Raw genomic sequence first — 17552 nt, 5'->3', positions numbered from 1 at the left:
GAAGGCGGCTTGAGAAGGTGCCGGGAAGGGCCTGGGAAGCCCCTCCTGGACAGGACAGGTGTCAGAAGGCGGTGATGTTCGACGGGGCGCGTTCGGCGCGGCTGAGGGCGCGCAGGACGGCGGTCGGGCCGTGCCGTCGCGCGGCCACCTTGGACAGCAGGACGATCACCCTGTCCACGACGCTCTCCGGCAGCGGCGGCGTCGGGACGCCCACGCTGACCGCCAGGTCGTCGGAGTGGACGACCAGTTCGACCGTCCTGGTGACCAGGGCGTCGTCGAACGTCAGCGACCACGGCCCCCACCACGGGAAGCGCACCGGCCGCTCCGGTGCGGAGGGCAGCCGTACGGCCAGCTCCTCGACGACCGAGTCGACGTGTTCCGCCAGCGCCCGCGGGCCCTCGGCCGCGATCTGCTCACCGCCCAGGCGGATGGTGACGTTGACCTCGTCGTCGAGGCCGGCGTCCACCCACAGGGAGCGGCCGTAGTGATCGACGAGGGAGACGACCGGCTCCTCGGGCACGGGGTCCTCAAGGAGCCGGGGGACGAGCAGGATCTGGTTGACCATGTGCCCGGCCAGGGCACCGACGCCGAACTCCGGCAGCGCGCTCGGCTCCTCCCACGCCGCGGTGACCGCGGGGTCACGCAGCAGGGCGGCGGCGGAACGCGCCGCGGACAGGAAGTCGTCTCTGATGCCGCTCATTCACGTCCTCCAGATCGGATCTTGTTCGCGTGCCAAGCGTCCCACGGAACCGTCGGCGGGTCAGGGGGCGGGCGCCTCGGACGGTCAGCGGCTGACGGCGTCGGAGGGGGAGAGCAGGGAGAGGTCGCGGCGGCGGGGGAGGCTCTCCCAGTCGCCCTCCGAGGTGACCGCGAACGCCCCGGCCGCGCAGGCGGTGGCCAGGCGCCGTTCCGGGTCGGCCTCCTCCATGGTCTCGGCGAGCCAGGCCGCGGCGAAGGCGTCACCCGCCCCGACCGGGTCGAGCTCGGTCACCCGGTACGGCTCGGCGTGCCGCAGCACCCCGTCGGACAGTTCGACGGCGCCGAGCGCGCCGCGTTTGACGAGCACGTGGCGGGGGCCGAGGGCGGACAGGGACTTGGCCAGGCGGACCGGGTCGTCGCCCTCGGCGAGGAGGCCGCCCTCGGCCTCGGTGGCGAACAGGACGTCGGTGGAGGCCACGACGTCCCGCAGGGCGGCCGAGGCCTCGGCGGGGCTCCACAGGGCGCGGCGGTAGTTGACGTCGAGCGAGACCGTCACCCCGGCGGCGCGGGCCTCGGCGACCGCGGCGCGCACGGTCTCGGCGGCGGAGGCGGAGATCGCGAGGGTGATGCCGGTGACGTGCAGCACCCGGGCGGAGCGCAACGTCGGCAGGTCGAGGTCGCCAGGGCGGAGCCGGGACCCGGCGCTGCCCGAGCGGTAGTAGCGCACGTCGACCAGTTCGGCGGTCCGCCTGCTCTTGACCATCAGGCCCGTCGGCGCCTCGGGGTCGACGATCATTCCCCGGACGTCCACCCCCTCGCCGGCCAGTGTCGAGCGCAGCAGCTCTCCGAACTCGTCGGCTCCCACCCGGCCGAACCAGGCCGCGCGGCGGCCCATGCGACTGACGCCGATCGCCAGGTTCGACTCGGCGCCACCCACACCGAGGCCGAAGTCGCGGGCGTGCCGGAGCAGCCCGGTACGGCGTGCGGTGAACAGCGCCATGCTCTCCCCGAGCGTCACCAGGTCGATCATCAAAGGTTGGTCCTTTTGGTCTCGTCGGACATGCGGGTGGAGGCGGTCCCCTGCCTCCACGGGCCCGGCGTCCCCCCCGACGCCGGGCCCCGTCTGTGAACGGTCAGCGGGTCGATCCCAGCTTCCTGGAGATGCGCAGCGCCGTCTCCGCGACCAACGGTCCCAGATCGCGAACCCGGACGGCGGTGATCCTTGAGGTGAGCCCGGAGATGGAGATGGCCGAGGTCACGCTGTCGGCGTGGTTGAAGATCGGCGCCGCGACGCAGCGCACCTCGGGCTCGTTCTCGCGGTCGTCGACGGCGTAGCCCCGCTGCCGGATGCGGCCGAGTTCGGTGCGCAGGCGGTCGGCGTCCACGATGGTGTGGCGGGTCATCCGCGGCATCCCGGCGGCCACGACCCGTTCGACGTCCTCGTCCTGCTGCCAGGCGAGGATGGCCTTGCCGACGGCGGTGCGGTAGACGGGAGCCCTGCTGCCGATCCGCGAGGCCATCCGCACGGTGGCCTCGTTCTCGACCTTGTCGATGTAGACCACCTCGGGAGGGTCGTAGACCACGAGGTGGACGGTCTCCTTGACCTCGGTCATCAGCCGGTGCGACTCCTCGGCGGCGACGGTCCGCAGGTCGAGCGTGGACAGGTAGGCCTGGCCCAGGTGGAGCGAGCCGTGCCCGAGCCGGTAGGCCCCGGTCTTGCGGTCCCGGTCGAGCAGCCTGGTCTCGATGAGCGGGAGGGTCAGCCGGAGCACGGTGCTCTTGGACAGGCCGGTGGCCTCGGCGAGCCGGGTGAGTGAGAGTCCCTGGCCCGCCCCCGCGTGGTCACGGACGTGTTCCAGTACCGCCAGGGCTCGCCGCAGCGAGGCTGACTGGTTGCGTTCCGGCGCAGGTTCGTTCATCACGCCCTCACGTGTGGTCATCAGGCTGAGTCGGGCACGAACCACAAACTATGGGAATTGGAAGTCTTCTTTCCAGTTTGCGACACAAGGTTCTGCAGTGCAGAACAAAGGACATTCCCCCCTTCCGGTGACAGGCGCCCCCTTCTTAGGGTCTGCCGCCAACGGGAGGAGAGACCTGTGAAGATCCTGAACTGGGCCGCCGCGGGTGTGGCCCTGCTGGCCCTGGCCGCGTGCGCGCCGTCGACCGCCCCGGCCGCGAGCGGGGGTGACGAGAAGTCCGGGACCCTGAGGGTGTGGCTGTTCGACGAGCCCAACCGCGCCCCCAAGGAGAAGGTCGTCGGTGAGGCGATCAAGGAGTTCACCGCCGCCAACGCGGGCGTGAAGGTCGAGGTCGCCTACATCCCGACGACCCCCGCCAGACACGAGAAGTTCAAGGGCGCATTCAACGACCCGGCGAGCGCGCCCGACGTCGCCGAGTACGGCAACACCGACCTGGCCGAGTACGCCGCCGCCGGCGGCTTCTCCGACCTGGGCCCCGACCTGTCGGCCTGGTCCGAGGGCAAGGACGTCGGCGCCGACCTGCTGAAGTCCGCGACCGTGGACGGCAAGGTCTACGGCCTGCCGTGGTACATCGGCATCCGCGCCCTCTACTACCGCACCGACGTCTTCGAGGAGCTGGGCCTCAAGCCCCCGGCCACCCTGGGCGAGCTGACCGAGACCGCCCGCGAGATCCGCAAGAAGAAGCCGGACCTGTACGGCATCGCCGTCGGCGGCGAGTACACCTTCGGCGCCATGCCGTTCGTCTGGGACGCCGGCGGCGACATCGAGAACCTCGCAGGCCCCGAGTCCCGCGCGGGCGTCAAGGCCTACACCGACCTGCTCAGCGACGACGTCTGCCCGCCGCAGGCCTGCGCGAGCCTGACCGGCGGCAAGACCGTCGAACTGTTCGCCAGCGGCAAGGCGGCCATGGGCATCCTCGGCAACTTCAACCGCGCCGCGGTCGACGCGGGCGCCGCGGCGGGCAAGTACGCCGTGATCCCGCTGCCCGGTTCGAAGGCGGGCACCCCCGCCCCGGCCTTCTCCGGCGGCAACAACCTCGGCGTCATGAAGAACAGCCGGCACCGCACGCTGGCGGTGAAGTTCCTGCAGCTGCTCGGCGGCAAGACCTACCAGACCAAGATGTACGAGGCCATGGGCAACCTGCCCACCCTGACCTCGGCGCGTGACGAACTGGCGGCCAAGGACTCCTTCCTCAAGCCGTTCCTCGACACCGTCGCCGCGGGCACCCGTTTCGTGCCGATCGACCCGGCCTGGGTGAAGATCGACAACCAGAAGGTCATCCCGACCATGCTCCAGAAGATCGCCACCAAGCAGGCCACCGTCGAGCAGGCGACCGACGAGGCCGCGGCGGCGGTGAAGACCGCCTTCGGCCGGTCATGACCTCGGCGACCACCGCGACCGTGGCACCGGGGGCGTCCAAGACGCCGAAGGTACCCGCGGGCCCGGGACTCCGGGCCCGCGGGGGTGGCCGCCTGCGGCCGTGGCTCTACCTGCTGCCGTCCGCCGCGGTGCTGGTGCCGCTGTTCGGCTACCCGCTCTACATGCTCGGCCTGCTGTCGGTCTTCGACTACCGGCAGGCCCAGGTCAGCGGTGGGCAGCCGACCCGGTTCGTGGGGCTGGGCAACTACGCCCTCCTGGCCGCCGACGGCCGTTTCTGGTCGGTGCTCGGGCAGACGCTGGTGTTCGCCGCGGCGCTGGTGGTCTCGACGCTCGCGGTCGGCGCGGCGCTGGCCGTGGTGCTCACCAGGGCGGGCAGGGTGCCCCGGCTGCTGCTCTCGCTGGCCGCGATGGCCGCGTGGGCGGCGCCCGCGATGACCGGCTCGACCGTCTGGATGTTCCTGTTCGACGCCGACCTGGGGCTGGTCAACCAGGTCCTCGGCATCGAGGGCTTCAACTGGTTCTACGACCGGTGGATCACCTTCGGCGTCGTCGGCGTCACCGTGGTCTGGCACTCCTTCCCCTTCGTCATGGTGACCCTCTACGCGGGCATTCAGGCCATCCCCGGCTCGGTGCTCGAAGCGGCCTCACTCGACGGAGCCTCGGTCTGGCAGTCCTTCTGGCGGATCATCGTGCCGATGCTGCGGCCGTTGATCACGATCGTCGTCATCCAGTCGATCATCTGGGACTTCAAGATCTTCACGCAGATCTACGTGATGACCAACGGGGGCGGCATCGCGGGCCAGAACTCGGTGCTCAACGTCTACGCCTACCAGACGGCCTTCGGCTCCTCCGAGTACGGCCTCGGCTCGGCGATCGGCGTGGTCATGACGCTGATCCTGCTGGTGGTCACCCTGTTCTACATCCGCGCCATCCACCGCAACGGGGAGAAGCTGTGAGCAGGTCCCGCCTGGTCGCCAACGTCGTGGCGGTGGTCGCGGCGTTCGTCACCTTCTTCCCGATCTACTGGATGGTCCTGTCCGCGGTGAAGCCGGCGGGGGAGATCCAGTCGCTCCAGGTGCGTCCGTGGACCCTGGCGCCGACCCTGGAGAACTTCCAGCGGGTGCTCGACGGGGAGAACTTCGGCCGCTACTTCCTCAACAGTCTCGTCGTCGCCATGTCCGTCGTCGTGCTCTCCGGCGTGGTGGCCTTCCTGGCCGCCGTCGCGGTGACCCGGTTCCGCTTCAGGTTCCGCACCACGGTGCTGATCATGTTCCTGATCGCGCAGATGGTGCCCGTCGAGGCGCTGACCATCCCGCTGTTCTTCCTGATCCGCGACCTGGGTACGGCGGTGCCCGGTGTCGGCCTCAACACACTGGGCTCGCTCGTCCTGGTACACCTGGCCTTCAGCCTGCCGTTCGCGGTCTGGATGATGCGGGGCTTCGTCGCCGCGGTCCCCGAGTCTCTTGAGGAGGCCGCGATGATCGACGGGGCGAGCAGGCCCGTCGTGCTGTGGCGCATCCTGTTTCCGCTGGTCGCGCCGGGTCTGGTGGCGACCAGTGTGTTCTCCTTCATCGCGGCCTGGAACGACTTCGTCTTCGCCAGGACCTTCATCATCTCGGCCACGGGCAACCAGACCCTGCCCGCGGCCCTGCTGGTCTTCTTCAAACCCGACGAGAACGACTGGGGGGGAATCATGGCGGCCTCGACGCTGATGACAATTCCCGTGCTGATCTTCTTCGTGGCCGTCCAGCGCAGGCTGGTGGCCGGGCTCGGCGGGGCGGTGAAGGATTGAACGCCCACGGCCTGCTTCCGCGACCGTCCACGGTCAAGCCGGGCCCGGGTGTCTTCACCCTGGTCCCGGAGACCGCGCTCGACGCCCCTCGGGAGCTGGCGTCGGTCGCCGCCTGGCTGCGCGCCACGCTCGGCCCGCCGACCGGCTGCGCGCTGCTGCCGCCGCAGGGGCCCGAGCAGGGGCGCCTCACCCTGGCCCTCGACCCGGACCTGGGGGCCGAGGCGTACCGGCTGCGGGTCACCTCCTCCGGCGTGTGGATCACCGGGGGCGACGCGGCGGGGGCCTTCAACGGCGCCCAGGTGTTCCGGCAGCTGCTGCCGCCCGCCGCGCTGCGGCGCGCCCCCGTCGCGGGCGCGCCGATGACCGCCCCCGCCGTCGAGATCGAGGACCGTCCGGCGTACGGCTGGCGCGGCTGCATGCTGGACGTCGCCAGGCACTTCATGCCCAAGGCCGACCTGCTGCGCTTCGTCGACCTGCTGGCCCTGCACCGGCTGAACGTGCTCCACCTGCACCTGACCGACGACCAGGGATGGCGTCTTGAGATCGCCAAGTATCCCCGCCTGACCTCGGTCGGCGGCTGGCGCCCGGCGAGCATGCTCGGCTCCCGCCAGCACGAGACCGTCGTCGGACGCCCGCATGGCGGCTTCTACACCGCCGACGACGTGCGGGAGATCGTCGCCTACGCGGCCGAGAGGTTCGTCACCGTCGTCCCCGAGATCGACCTGCCCGGCCACACCCAGGCCGTCGTCGCGGCCTATCCGGAGCTGGGGCTGCGGCCCACGGAGGTCCGTACCGGATGGGGGGTCTCCGAGGACATCCTCGACCTCACCTCGCCGGCGGCCCTGGAGTTCTGCCGTGACGTCCTGGACGAGGTCATGGAGCTCTTCCCCTCCTCCCACATCGGCATCGGCGGGGACGAGTGCCCGGGGGACCCGGCCGCGCGCGCCGTCTTCATCGGGGCCGTCGCGGAGCACGTCGCCGCCGCCGGGCGCACGCCGTACGCGTGGGACGAGATCCTGGAGGGCGGTGCGACGCCGGGGACGACGGTGGCGGCCTGGCGTGGGCCCAAGGCGACGACGGTGGCGGCGCGGGCCGGTCACCGGGTGGTCGCCTGTCCTGACATGTCGGTCTATCTGGATTATCGGCAGTCGGAGTCGCCCGACGAGCCCATCCCGATCGGGCCGCCGCTCACCCTGCGGGACGTCCACGCCTTCGACCCCGTCCCCGCCGGCATGGACGAGCGGGACCGCCCCCTGGTGATCGGCGCCCAGTGCAACGTCTGGACCGAGCACATGGAGGACGCCAGGGCCGTCGACTACATGGTCTTCCCCAGGCTGTGCGCGTTCGCCGAGGTCGTGTGGGCGGCGGAGCGCACGCCGTACGAGGAGTTCGCCGGGAGGCTGGAGGTCCACACGGCCAGGCTCGACGCGCTGGGGGTCGAGTACCGGCCGAAGGAGGGGCCGAAACCGTGGCAGAGCCGCCCCGACGCGCCCGGCTGGCCGATGAGCAGGGCCGACCGTGAGGCGGTGATCGCCGGGTTCGGCGTCGGCGAGGGGCCCGCCCACCCGTAACGCTTTCCTGTCCGTCACGCGCCCCGCCCTCTTTCGTCACGCGCAGGCGCCTGCGCGAGGGGGCGGGGCGCCCGTCCTATGAGCCCTGTACTGGGCGTTTACCGTCGGTGAGGGGGATAACTGTCGCTCGGCACGCCTGACGCGCCAAAATTGGTCCGTGGTCAGGATCGGATCGGTGGGGATGAGCGATTGCGAGCGTGGGCAACTTCCGCCGCTGCTGGGCCAGCTGTTCGCCGACGGCGGGCAGGGACGCAGCATCGCGGCCGAGTTGCCCCCGGGAGACTTGGTGTGGCCCGACCCCGACTACTCGCAGTTCTCGCTGGACCATCTCCCGGCCTTCTGGCTCAGTGACGAGGCGGTCTCCGCCGACCTGTGGACCAGGCTGCGGGCCGAACACGAGCACTCGGGGCTGTGGCCGGTGCTCCTTGAGGACTCCGTACAGCCGTGGTCGGCCGGGCAGATCGCCCCCGACGCCGCGGCCGAGATCGACAACTACCGCGCGGACGCGTTCATGGCCGAGGTGTGGTCGGACTGGGTGGAACGGGCCCGAGCCGACCAGCTGGACCTGCTGGCCCCCTACGGCCCGCAGTGCCCGGGACCCGCCCCCGCGGGCAGTCTCGTCGCCGATCCCGACGTGGTCGCCGACTGGTACGCCGGGCTGGTCGCCGAGCGCAGGGCCCCGCTCGGCCTGGTGGCCGCGGAGCGGGGCGCGGACGTGCTGGCCGTCATGGGCTGGCAGGGCGCGCTCAACCACAACGAGTGGATGGTCCCGCTGGCCGCCGTCCTGCGCAGCTGGGAGGACAGGTTCGGGGCCAGGGTCGTCGGCCTGGGGTTCAACACCCTGGACCTCAGCGTCGCCGCGCCCCCCGTCACCCCCGAGCACGCCCTGCACGTCGCCGCGGAGCACTGGACGTTCTGCCCGGACAGCGTCACCTACAGCTCGGGCACGCTGATCGACTACGCCGAGCGGATCACGGGGAGGAACGCCTGGTCGTTCTGGTGGGACTGACCGTCCGGGGCGCCCGGGTCACTTCGGAGGCTGCGCCGAGGAGTGGTCGGGCAGCGCGAGCGGCCGGTCGAGCAGGAAGTCCAGCAGCAGCGAGCGGTACACCTTCGGCTGCCCCCGCTCGACGGCGTGCCCCGCGCCCCGTACGTAGACCAGCCTCGACTCCGGCAGCGTGCGCCGGTAGTCGCGGGTCACCGGCCAGGCGACGTAGTCGCACTCGCCCCGCATGATGAGCGAGGGCACCCGCACCTGGCGCAGGGCGGGCCTGGGGTCGGTGATCCCGGCGAAGTCGGCGTTGGTGACCTGGTTGACGTAGAAGCCCTGCGGGTTGTCGTGCGGTTTGGTCGGCGGGCCCGCCGTGCACCCGGTCCCGTCCTTGCCGGCGAGCGCGAGCCGGTGCAGGTGGGAGTCGGCCTCGGCGTCGGGGACCAGCGCGTGCGCCGCCTCAGGGTTGATCCCCATCAGCGTGAACAGGGCCAGCACCCTCGGCTCCTCGTTCAGCTCGTCGAAACGGGCGCGGTCCTGCGGGGCGACCCGGTCCCAGGGGCTGCCGTAGTTCCCGCCGGGGAAGGCGCCCTCCCAGATCGGTCCCGGCGAGACGAAGACCGCCTTGGCCACGTTGTCCGGGTGGGCGGCCATGTACTGGGCGGTGAGCGAGCCGCCCCACGACTCCCCGACCAGGATCACCCGTTCCGCGCCGATGGTCTTCCTGATCGCGTCGAGGTCGGCGACGTGCCGGGCGACGGTGTAGCCGGAGACGTCGGCGAGCCGGGTCGACCTGCCCGCCCCGAGCTGGTCGTAGGAGTAGACGTCGAAGCCCAGCGCGGCCAGCTCCGCGCCGCTGTCGGGAAGTCCCTCGTCCGGGGTGCCGGGACCGCCGTGCAGGAAGATCACCGGGGTGGGGCGGGGCTTGGCGGCCTTGAGGGAGACGTAGGCGATCCTGGAGCCGGTCGGCAGGTCCCAGAACCCGACACCGGCGGGGGCGGGGCCGTGGGCGATCACCGGCAGCGGCCGGAACACCGTGACGGTGGCCGTCCCCGCGACCACGACGGCGACCACGGCCGCGAACACGGCGGAGGCGACCGTACGGCGGCGCGCGCCGTACAGGGCGAGGCAGGGCAGGCCGAGCAGGAACGCGACGATCACGAGCGTGACCAGGCCCGCCGCGCACAGCGCCGGGACCGACGCGGTTGCGGCGGCCGTGCCGAGGAAGGCGGCCACACCGGCGGCGGAGGCGGCCAGGGCGGTGACCACGAGCAGCAGGCCCCCGGCCAGGCGCCGTACGAGCGGCGCCCTGGAGGCGGGCAGGGAAGGGGATGGTTCTGTCATGGAACTCACGCTAGGAACGTCACTCCAGGTGATCGTCCTGCCGGAGAACCGTTTCCCACCCCGCCGCGCGGCGGGGGGTCACCGCGCCCCGGGACGGACCAGACCGGCCTCGTAGGCCGCGATGGTGGCCTGCACCCGGTCGCGGACCCCGAGTTCGGCGAGGATCCGCGCGACGTGGTCCTTGACGGTCGCCGGGCTGATGCCCAGCGCCGCCGCGATCTCGGCGTTCGACAGGCCGCGGGCCACGTGGAGGAGGACCTCCGTCTCACGGGGGGTCAGGCCGGAGAGCCTGGCGGCCTCCTCGGGGCCGGGCCTGCCGGTGAAACGGTCGATCAACCTGCGGGTCACCCCGGGGTCGAGCAGCGCGTCGCCCCCGGCGACCACCCGGACCGCGTCGATGATCCGCCCGGGGTCGGCGTCCTTCAGCATGAACCCCGCCGCCCCCGCGCGCAGCGCCGCGAACACGTACTCGTCCAGGCCGAAGGTGGTCAGGACCACCACCCGCGTCGCCGGGACCTCGGCGGTGATCCTGGCCGTCGCGGCCAGCCCGTCGAGCCCGGGCATCCGGATGTCCAGCACCGCCACGTCCGGGCGCAGGGCCGTGGCCTGCGCGACCGCGGTCTCGCCGTCGGCGGCCTGGCCGACGACCGTCATGTCCGGCTCGGCGTCGAGCACCGCGGTGATGCCGATCCTGACCACCGCCTGGTCGTCGGCGACCGTCACCCGGATCACGCTGGGAACACCTCCGGCAGCCATACCCGAATCCCGTCCTTCGTCTCGGTGACCGTACCGCCCGCCGCGTCCACCATGGCACGCACCTTCCTGGCCTCTCCGGGACCGGAGAGCACCAGGCCGTCGTCGCGGTAGGTCACCGTCACCGTCACGCCGTCGGCCAGCAGCGCCTCGGCCAGGCGGTAGGCGGCCACCTCGACCGTCGCGGGCAGGGGACGGCGCCGTCCCTCGTGCTCGACAAAGGCCCCGCGCCTGACGGCCAGCGCCGCGATCCCGGCGACGACCGGGGGAGGCGTGTCGTCCGCCGGGTCGCAGCCGCCGCGAAGCTCGTCGAGGAGCTCCCTGAGCGCGGTGAGCCCGGCCCTGGACTCGGTGAGGACCAGGTCGAGCCGTCCCTGTTCCGATGCCTCGACCACGGCCCGCGCCCGTGCCCCCGCCGTACGGCGCAGCCCCGCGGCGATCCGGTTCCGCTCGGCGCCCGCGGCCTCGGCCGTGCGGCGGTCGAGGCGTTCCCGGTCGAGGGCCTCGGCCCGCCACCGCCTGCGCCTGCGCCCGCCGACCAGCAGCCCCGACCCCCACGCCAGCCCCGTCGGTACGGCCATCCCCGCGCTCAGCGTGGCCCAGACGGCCAGGGGAGGGCCCGTCATGCCCGGGACGAGGGGAAAGGCGGCGAGCCCGGCGACCACGAGCGGGGCGGGCCAGCCGCGGGAGCCGTACGCGCCGACGGTGTACAGCAGCGTCAGCTCGACCCACCAGCACACGAGGACCAGCTGGGCGGAGTGCGGCACGGTCAGCCCCGCCGCGTCGCACGCCAGCCAGGCCAGCAACGTCCCCTGCGCCACGGCCAGGCTCAGCTTCGGCGCCAGCCTGCGCCCGCGCAGCGGCAGGGCGTGCAGGACGAGCAGGACCAGCAGCAGCGTGCCCGAGGCGGGGGAGACGAACGGCCGCGGCGCCTCCGTGGCCAGCAGCCCGAATCCCGCGGGCAGTGCGACCGCCAGCACCACGAGGGCCCAGTCGAGTGCGGCGGCGCCCCGCCAGCCCGCCGTACGGCGTGACCACAGGGGCCGCGGGGGCTCAGGGGACGTAGAAGACGCGGTGGGCGCGGTGGGCGCAGCAGGCCCCGTGGCCGGGGAGGGCAGCGGGAGCGCCGCTCTGACGGCCCATCCGGCCCCCTCGGGGCCCGCGCTCAGCGTCCCTCCCACGGCGCGTACGGCCCTGCCGAGGGAGGCCAGGCCGGTTCCGGTGCCGAGCCCTCCGGCGGCGGGACCGCCCCCGTCGGTGACCGTGACCACCAGGTGTCCCGCGTTCTCCTCGACCCGGACGCGTACGGCGGCGCCGGTGGCGTAACGCATCGCGTTTGTCAGGCTCTCCCTGACGATGCGCAGGGCGAGCGCCGCGGTCCCGGGTGGCGCGGAGGCGGCCGTGCGCCGGTAGTCGGCCCCGGGGTGATGGCCCGCCAGGGCGTCGACGTCGGCCAGCGTCGTCTCGCCGCCGCGCCGGTCGATGCGGGCCAGGCGGTCGAGTTCGGCGACGGCCAGACGGCCCGCCTCGGCGGCGTGGGCGGTCGCCTCCGCGGTCATGACGGGGTCGGCGAGCCGCAGGGCCGCGGCCGAGGCGACCGCGATGCCGGTCAGCCGGTGCGCGGCCACGTCGTGGAGTTCGGCGGCCAGCCGGTCGCGCTCGGTGGTCGCGGCGAGTCTGGGGATGGCGGCCGAGGCGGCGCGGTAGGCGGCGAGCGAGGCCCGGCCCGTCCTGCGCCGCCGGTGGGAGCGGCCGAGGGACCACACGACGGCGGCGGCGCCCGCGGCGAGCGTGCCGAAGCCGGCGGCGTCCCTGAGGCTTCCGTTCACGACGCCGATCGTGATCGCCACCACGAGGGTGACGGCGACGGCCCCGGCCGCCGCGGTTCCCGCCGTGCCGTACAGGGCCAGCGCGTAGAGCGCCGCGACGGTCACCAGCGCGGCCAGGCAACAGCCGAGGGTCAGTGACACGCGCTCACGCTACCGGGTTCGCCCGTGATGTCCGGAAGAACGAGCCTCCCACCGGCCCCGCGCCCGGGAGCCGATGGGAGGGGCTCGCGTGCCCTACGGCCTCACGGCCCGTACGGCGGGTACCGGGTCACACGCGCTGCCAGAGCGCGGGGACGTTGGCGGGCTCCCAGCCGGGCAGGGAGGTGTGCGCCTGCAGGCACCGGTAGGCGGAGCCGCCGTAGGTCACCACGCTCCCGGCGTAGTAGGAGACACCGGCGGCCCAGGGCTGCGCGGGCGGCGTCGCGGTCGTCGTCAGCGTGGGCGTCGAGGAGGGGGAGACGGTCGGGGTGGGGGTCGGGGTGAGCGTCGGCGTCACCGTGGGCGTCGCCGTCGCGGTCGCCGTGGCGGTCGGGGTCGGGGATGGGGTCGACACGTTGCCGAAGGTCACGTCGGAGCAGGTGTAGAACGCCTCGGCGCTGTCCGAGCGCTGCCAGATCGAGTAGATGATGTGGCGGCCGGTCTTCGGGGGCAGCTGGCCCTGGATGACGTACTCGCCGTTGACCTTGGACGGGTTCCTGACCTTCGCCAGCAGGGTGGAGTCCAGGTCCGACCACTTCAGCGGCTGGAGCGGGTCGAAGCCGTCCTTCGTGATGTAGATCTCGAAGGTGCCGGGGTGGTCGGCGGTGTAGGGGTAGCGGAAGGTGTAGGCGCCGCCGCCGGTCGGCATGGCCGTGGAGGGCCAGTCGGTGCGGGCCGCGTCGTAGGCCCGGTACTTGGCGCGTCCGGCGCTGCACAGCTGCCCGTCAGGGATGATCTCCCTGTGCTTTCCGTTGGCGGTGCCGATGTTCAACTCGTCCCAGTCGTAGAGCGGCTGGGTGTCCCATTTGCCGACGGCGGCCTTGCAGGCCGGGGTGTCGGGCGACTCCGGGTTCTCCAGATAGCAGGCGTAGACCCGGCTGACGGGTGTTCCCATCGATCCATGGGCGGACGCCGAACCGGCCATGACCGTCGAGAGCAGGACGGGTACGGCCGCCGCGACGGCGATCGCACCAAGCTTCCGATTGTTCATGAAGGGCTTCTCCTGGGGGGTATAAGGGCGGAGAACGTGCAGGTCAGGCCCATGATTACGGGTTAATTATTAGGTAAGTTTCCTAACAGTTTCACTGAACTTAACGCCATGGGCGGAGTGGGGTCAAGACCTGGCCAATGTCCCTTTCTTGGGGGTTGAAGGTAGATCTTCTGGGGTTTTCATGGCTTTTGCTTTGCTTTGTCCGTTTGTGGTGGGTAGTGTCCTAGTTGTTCTCGACCGGTGACTTGCCCCTCACGAGAAGGAGCGGTCGGTCGACGTCGAATCCCGAAGCCTCCCGAGGGCGACGGGAGCCGGGGACCCACCTTTTGGGGTGAATCCGCCGCGACAACGCGGCGGTAGGGCAACTCCACCGCCCGAACCCGTCAGCTAACCCGGTAGACGAGATGGAGAGGAGATCCCCTCATGGATCACGTCGTCGCCTACCCACCGGCACGCACCGCCTTCGCGCGGATCGACTGAGACTTCCGCCGCGCCTGACCGCGGCACCCCCGCCCCGCACCGCGCTCCGTGTACGCCCGCCTGTTTCCTGGTGCGGCCTCTCTTCCCTGTGAGCGCTCACGCCCCGTGCCCCACTGATCGCCGAACGTCTTCGGCCCGGCACGAGCGGCTGTCCTGTTCCCTCGTGAAAGAGCCCTGTCTTCATGCGTTTCTCCGCTGCCCTGCGCCATCGTCTGCTCGCCGCCACCCTTCTGAGCGCGAGCGTCCTGACCTCCGCGGGTGTCGTCTCCGCGCTGCCCGCCGCAGCCGACACCGGCACCGGAACCACCGCCACCGCCCCGGCCGCCGCTGAGCCCGTCCTGCTCAAGGGCTCGACCAAGGCCTCCTACTTCTGGGACGACTCCTCCGGCCGCGCCGGTGACACCGGTCTGCCCGCGAGCGGCAAGCCCATGCAGAAGGGCATGATCGCCAGCCCGAGCTGGCCGCTGTTCACCGAGGGCTACGTCCTCTACAACGGCAAGAAGGCCAAGTTCTTCGTCGGCGACCGCGGCCCCGGCGTGCCGTCGAGCAGCGGCGTCATGATCGACCTCGACGCCAAGACCTTCGCCGACCTGACCGGTGGCAGCTTCAACTCCGACACGCTGGGCGTGGACGGTGTCGACGGCCAGGGGCACATCAAGGTCGAGTACGTCATCACCAAGTGGGGCGACGGCGTCGGCAAGAAGAACTACCCCGTGGCCTTCTCCAGCGGAGCCTGGAAGCTCATGGACCACAACCCGGCCACGCCGCCGCAGACCGCCCTGGCCGACGCGCCGCGGCCGTAACCCCTCATCGCGAAATATCCCCCAACCCCGAAGACCCCCGACCCCCTTCGGATCCCCGCTTCCTGAGATCCCCGAAGGTCCCGCTCCTCTCCCGGGACCCCTCCTCCGATCCCCCTCGGAGTCCGAGACCCCCTCAGGAAGGACGAGGGCGGGCACCCCGCACAGGTGCCCGCCCTCGTTCCGCGTTCACCGGCCGTGCCGTACGGCCCGCGGGCCGGACCCTCGGTCTCTCCTCGGCGTCGCGTGGTCCCTCGCGGTCGTCCTCGCCGCTCCGGTCACCGGGGCGTCCGAGTGCGGGAGGTGATGGCGGCCAGGTTCTCCGCCGTCCTGCGTCCCTCAAGCCGCAGCAATCCGAGGTTGGACCCCGGGCGGGCGAGGATCGTGAGGACGATCTTCGGGCCCGCGGTGTAGAGGAGCGCGTAGCCGCCGGCCGCGGAGACCAGCGTCTCCTCGAAGGTTCCCCTGCCCGTCATGTCCGCCATCCGGCGGCTGAGGGCCAGCAGCGCCGAGGAGAGGGCGCCGGTCTGCTCGGCGAAACCGCCGTCCAGGTCACTGGCTATCGTCAGGCCGTCCGCGCCGCACACGACGCTTCCGTCCACATCGGGTGTCCGCTCACGTAGCCGGGTCATCTCCTGGCGTACCTCGTCGCGGATTTCCACCGGCACCCTCCTTCTGGTCCGCTTCGGCGTCCGCGGTTTCACGGGCGTCCTCGAAGGCGTCGGACCGGGCTCAGGCAAGTGCCCTCAGCGCGTTCCTCAGCCGGATGAGCAGGTCGACGTCGGCGGGGTCGCCCGCCGTCACGGTCCCCCCGGGAGCCCCGGCGGGAGGTCCCGTCGCGGGCGGGCACGGTGGCCCGGCCGTGTCGAAGCACCCTCGCGGGCCGGACCGGTGCCGTTCCTCACGCGGGAACGGCGGGGCGGTGAGACCCCCGGCACGGGCGGTCAGGTGACCCGACAGGGACTGGAGACGATGCCGCGCCAGGGCCAGATCAGCGTGATGTACATCAAGACGGACATAAATCACGAGCAGGCCGTCGAACACCGTTTCCAATGGTTTTAGTAAATGGTATCCGTCGTCGGTGGTTATGATCACTTCACGGATTCCAGTGGGCTCGCCGGGGAGGCTCACGGCGAGGCCGTCGAGCATCGCCCGTAAGGTCTCGCCGAGCCCCGCGACGGCCCTGCCCGCGCCGGTTTCGCGGGCCGCGCCACCGCCCGCCACGGCCGTCCCGCCGGTCTGGTCGATCAGCACCGCGTCCAGCGCACCGGGGATGGCCATGGCCTCGGCCAGGCAGCCTTCGATTCCGAGCACGGGGTCCCCCTCGCCAACGACTCCACAACGCCGCCCGGTCAGCGTAGGGAAACCTCTCCGAACCCGGAGCTATTCATGAAAAGTCAGATATGGCGAGGAAAAGAATTCCGCCGGGCGGTAGAAGGTTTGTCAACCGACGGGGGAACGTTTACTACTCGTCGGGGAGGAGGGCTTTCTCGTCGGGTTTGTGGACAAGAACGTTCTTCACATATGACTCGGTCGAGGCGGGCAGTCCGACGTCCTGCCCGGCTTTCTCGGAGATGAACCAGCGGTGGTCGAGCACCTCGTGGAAGAGCTGGGCCGGCTCCAGTTTGCGCCGCATGTTCGCCGGTACGGCCTCGATCGTCGGCTGGAACACCTCGGCCAGCCACCGGTGGGCCACGACCGCCTCGTCCTCGTGGCGCAGGCCGCGCGCGACCCGGAAGGCGTCGAGGTCGTTGAGCAGCCGCCTGGCCTGGTTCTCCTCGACGTCCAGACCGGTGAGCCTGAACAGCCTGTGCTGGTGGTGTCCCGCGTCGACCACCTTGGGGCGCACGACCAGCCGTCCCGTGCCCGCCTTGCGGCGGACCATCATCTCGGCGACGTCGAAACCGAGGTCGTTCAGCTTGCGGATCCGCTGGTCGATCCGGTGCCAGTCCACCTCCTCGATGATCTCGTCGGAGGTGAGCTCGCCCCAGAGCCTGTGGTAGCGCGCGCAGACCGAGTCGGCGACCTCCTCGGGGTCGATCGAGGAGTGCAGCAGCTCGCCCGCCTGCAGGTCGAGCATCTCGCCGAACAGGTTGACGTGCGCGACGTCGATGTCGTGCAGCCGCTGCCCCTCGCTGATCATGGGGTGCAGCTCCCCGGTCTCCGCGTCGACCAGGTAGGCGGCGAAGGAGTCGGCGTCCCTGCGGAACAGCACGTTCGACAGCGAGCAGTCACCCCAGTAGAAACCGGTCAGGTGCAGCCGCACCAGCAGTACGGCCAGCGCGTCGAGCAGCCGGGTGAGCGTCTCGGGGCGGATGGTGCCCGACATGACCGCGCGGTAGGGCAGGGAGAACTGCAGGTGCTCGGTGACCAGCGCGGAGTCGAGCGGCTCACCGTCGGCGTCGGTCCTGCCGGTCACCACGGCGACCGGCTCGACCGCCGGGGCGTCAAGCCGGTTCAGGTCCCACAGCAGGCGGTACTCGCGTTTGGCGTAGTGCTCGCTGATCTCCTTGATCGCGTAGACCTTCCCGGAGAGCCTGGCGAAGCGCACCACGTGCCGGGAGATACCCCGGGGCAGGGCGACCAGATGGTGGTCGGGCCAGTTCTCAAGAGGGATGTCCCAGGGCAGCCGGATCAGGTCCGGGTCGCTCGGGGTGCCGGTGAGCTGCAGGGGCATCGCGTCGATCCTCACGTCGACAGGGCGGGGACGTCGTCCCCGCGGGGGGCCTGGTGGGAGGCTCGCGG

At 71.5% G+C, this 17552-nt stretch carries 16 protein-coding genes and 1 riboswitch; of the genes, 6 read left to right on the top strand and 10 right to left on the bottom strand.

What is annotated here, in order from left to right; translation table 11 throughout:
• Window positions 1-61 precede the first annotated feature (61 nt).
• The 3 genes from ABZ463_RS06835 to ABZ463_RS06825 form a co-directional block, all read right to left on the bottom strand.
• Window positions 62-700 carry a maleylpyruvate isomerase N-terminal domain-containing protein gene (locus ABZ463_RS06835; protein ID WP_352010474.1) on the bottom strand — a complete coding sequence of 213 codons (639 nt, stop codon included), beginning with the start codon at window positions 698-700 and terminating at the stop codon, window positions 62-64.
• Between the two features lie 84 nt (window positions 701-784).
• Window positions 785-1729, bottom strand: a complete 945-nt coding sequence (locus ABZ463_RS06830) for a sugar kinase (protein ID WP_352010475.1) — start codon at window positions 1727-1729, stop codon at window positions 785-787.
• A 103-nt stretch (window positions 1730-1832) separates the two neighbouring features.
• Window positions 1833-2639, bottom strand: coding sequence for an IclR family transcriptional regulator (locus tag ABZ463_RS06825; RefSeq protein WP_352010476.1), 807 nt, complete (start codon window positions 2637-2639; stop codon window positions 1833-1835).
• A 156-nt stretch (window positions 2640-2795) separates the two neighbouring features.
• On the opposite strand from ABZ463_RS06825, the gene ABZ463_RS06820 reads away from it, so the two are divergent.
• From ABZ463_RS06820 to ABZ463_RS06800, 5 genes are all read left to right on the top strand, one after another.
• A complete protein-coding gene (locus ABZ463_RS06820) occupies window positions 2796-4058 on the top strand; it encodes an extracellular solute-binding protein (RefSeq protein ID WP_352010477.1) in 1263 nt (420 codons plus the stop codon).
• Window positions 4055-5014 carry a sugar ABC transporter permease gene (locus ABZ463_RS06815; RefSeq protein ID WP_352010478.1) on the top strand — a complete coding sequence of 320 codons (960 nt, stop codon included), beginning with the start codon at window positions 4055-4057 and terminating at the stop codon, window positions 5012-5014. Before ABZ463_RS06820 ends, ABZ463_RS06815 begins: the two co-directional genes overlap by 4 nt.
• Window positions 5011-5850, top strand: a complete 840-nt coding sequence (locus tag ABZ463_RS06810; protein WP_362773804.1) for a carbohydrate ABC transporter permease — start codon at window positions 5011-5013, stop codon at window positions 5848-5850. The genes ABZ463_RS06815 and ABZ463_RS06810 overlap by 4 nt, the downstream gene beginning before the upstream one ends.
• The gene (locus tag ABZ463_RS06805; protein WP_362773801.1) at window positions 5847-7421 is read left to right on the top strand and encodes a beta-N-acetylhexosaminidase; all 1575 of its coding nucleotides are present in this window, start codon (window positions 5847-5849) and stop codon (window positions 7419-7421) included. Before ABZ463_RS06810 ends, ABZ463_RS06805 begins: the two co-directional genes overlap by 4 nt.
• Window positions 7422-7602: 181 nt before the next feature.
• Window positions 7603-8430 (top strand): DUF4253 domain-containing protein, encoded by an 828-nt coding sequence (locus tag ABZ463_RS06800; protein ID WP_352010735.1) that lies wholly within the window; start codon window positions 7603-7605, stop codon window positions 8428-8430.
• An 18-nt stretch (window positions 8431-8448) separates the two neighbouring features.
• On the opposite strand, the gene ABZ463_RS06795 is transcribed toward ABZ463_RS06800, so the two are convergent.
• The 4 genes from ABZ463_RS06795 to ABZ463_RS06780 all read right to left on the bottom strand — a co-directional run bounded on the left by ABZ463_RS06795 (window position 8449) and on the right by ABZ463_RS06780 (window position 13527).
• Window positions 8449-9756, bottom strand: a complete 1308-nt coding sequence (locus tag ABZ463_RS06795; RefSeq protein ID WP_352010481.1) for an alpha/beta fold hydrolase — start codon at window positions 9754-9756, stop codon at window positions 8449-8451.
• A gap of 78 nt (window positions 9757-9834) precedes the next feature.
• The gene (locus ABZ463_RS06790) at window positions 9835-10488 is read right to left on the bottom strand and encodes a response regulator transcription factor (protein WP_352010482.1); all 654 of its coding nucleotides are present in this window, start codon (window positions 10486-10488) and stop codon (window positions 9835-9837) included.
• Window positions 10485-12479, bottom strand: a complete 1995-nt coding sequence (locus tag ABZ463_RS06785) for an ATP-binding protein (RefSeq protein ID WP_362773796.1) — start codon at window positions 12477-12479, stop codon at window positions 10485-10487. Before ABZ463_RS06785 ends, ABZ463_RS06790 begins: the two co-directional genes overlap by 4 nt.
• A 127-nt stretch (window positions 12480-12606) precedes the next feature.
• Window positions 12607-13527, bottom strand: a complete 921-nt coding sequence (locus ABZ463_RS06780) for a lytic polysaccharide monooxygenase (RefSeq protein WP_362773793.1) — start codon at window positions 13525-13527, stop codon at window positions 12607-12609.
• A gap of 266 nt (window positions 13528-13793) precedes the next feature.
• Window positions 13794-13944: riboswitch (cyclic di-AMP (ydaO/yuaA leader) on the top strand.
• A gap of 245 nt (window positions 13945-14189) precedes the next feature.
• Between ABZ463_RS06780 and ABZ463_RS06775 the strand changes: the two genes are divergently transcribed.
• Complete coding sequence (locus tag ABZ463_RS06775) at window positions 14190-14810, top strand: hypothetical protein (protein WP_362773790.1); 621 nt, start codon at window positions 14190-14192, stop codon at window positions 14808-14810.
• A gap of 275 nt (window positions 14811-15085) precedes the next feature.
• Here ABZ463_RS06775 and ABZ463_RS06770 read toward each other — a convergent pair whose 3' ends face one another.
• The 3 genes from ABZ463_RS06770 to ABZ463_RS06760 all read right to left on the bottom strand — a co-directional run bounded on the left by ABZ463_RS06770 (window position 15086) and on the right by ABZ463_RS06760 (window position 17484).
• Window positions 15086-15469 (bottom strand): roadblock/LC7 domain-containing protein, encoded by a 384-nt coding sequence (locus ABZ463_RS06770; protein ID WP_362773787.1) that lies wholly within the window; start codon window positions 15467-15469, stop codon window positions 15086-15088.
• Between the two features lie 70 nt (window positions 15470-15539).
• Window positions 15540-16121 carry a hypothetical protein gene (locus ABZ463_RS06765; RefSeq protein WP_352010487.1) on the bottom strand — a complete coding sequence of 194 codons (582 nt, stop codon included), beginning with the start codon at window positions 16119-16121 and terminating at the stop codon, window positions 15540-15542.
• Window positions 16122-16272: 151 nt separating this feature from the next.
• Window positions 16273-17484 carry a DUF4032 domain-containing protein gene (locus tag ABZ463_RS06760; RefSeq protein WP_362773784.1) on the bottom strand — a complete coding sequence of 404 codons (1212 nt, stop codon included), beginning with the start codon at window positions 17482-17484 and terminating at the stop codon, window positions 16273-16275.
• Window positions 17485-17552 lie beyond the last annotated feature (68 nt).

Origin of the sequence: Streptosporangium sp. NPDC020145 (assembly GCF_040631275.1) — a bacterium.
In the GTDB taxonomy this organism is placed as follows: domain Bacteria; phylum Actinomycetota; class Actinomycetes; order Streptosporangiales; family Streptosporangiaceae; genus Streptosporangium.
The sequence above is the reverse complement of the archived record's forward strand: the minus strand, read 5'-3'. Positions and strand labels throughout refer to the sequence as shown.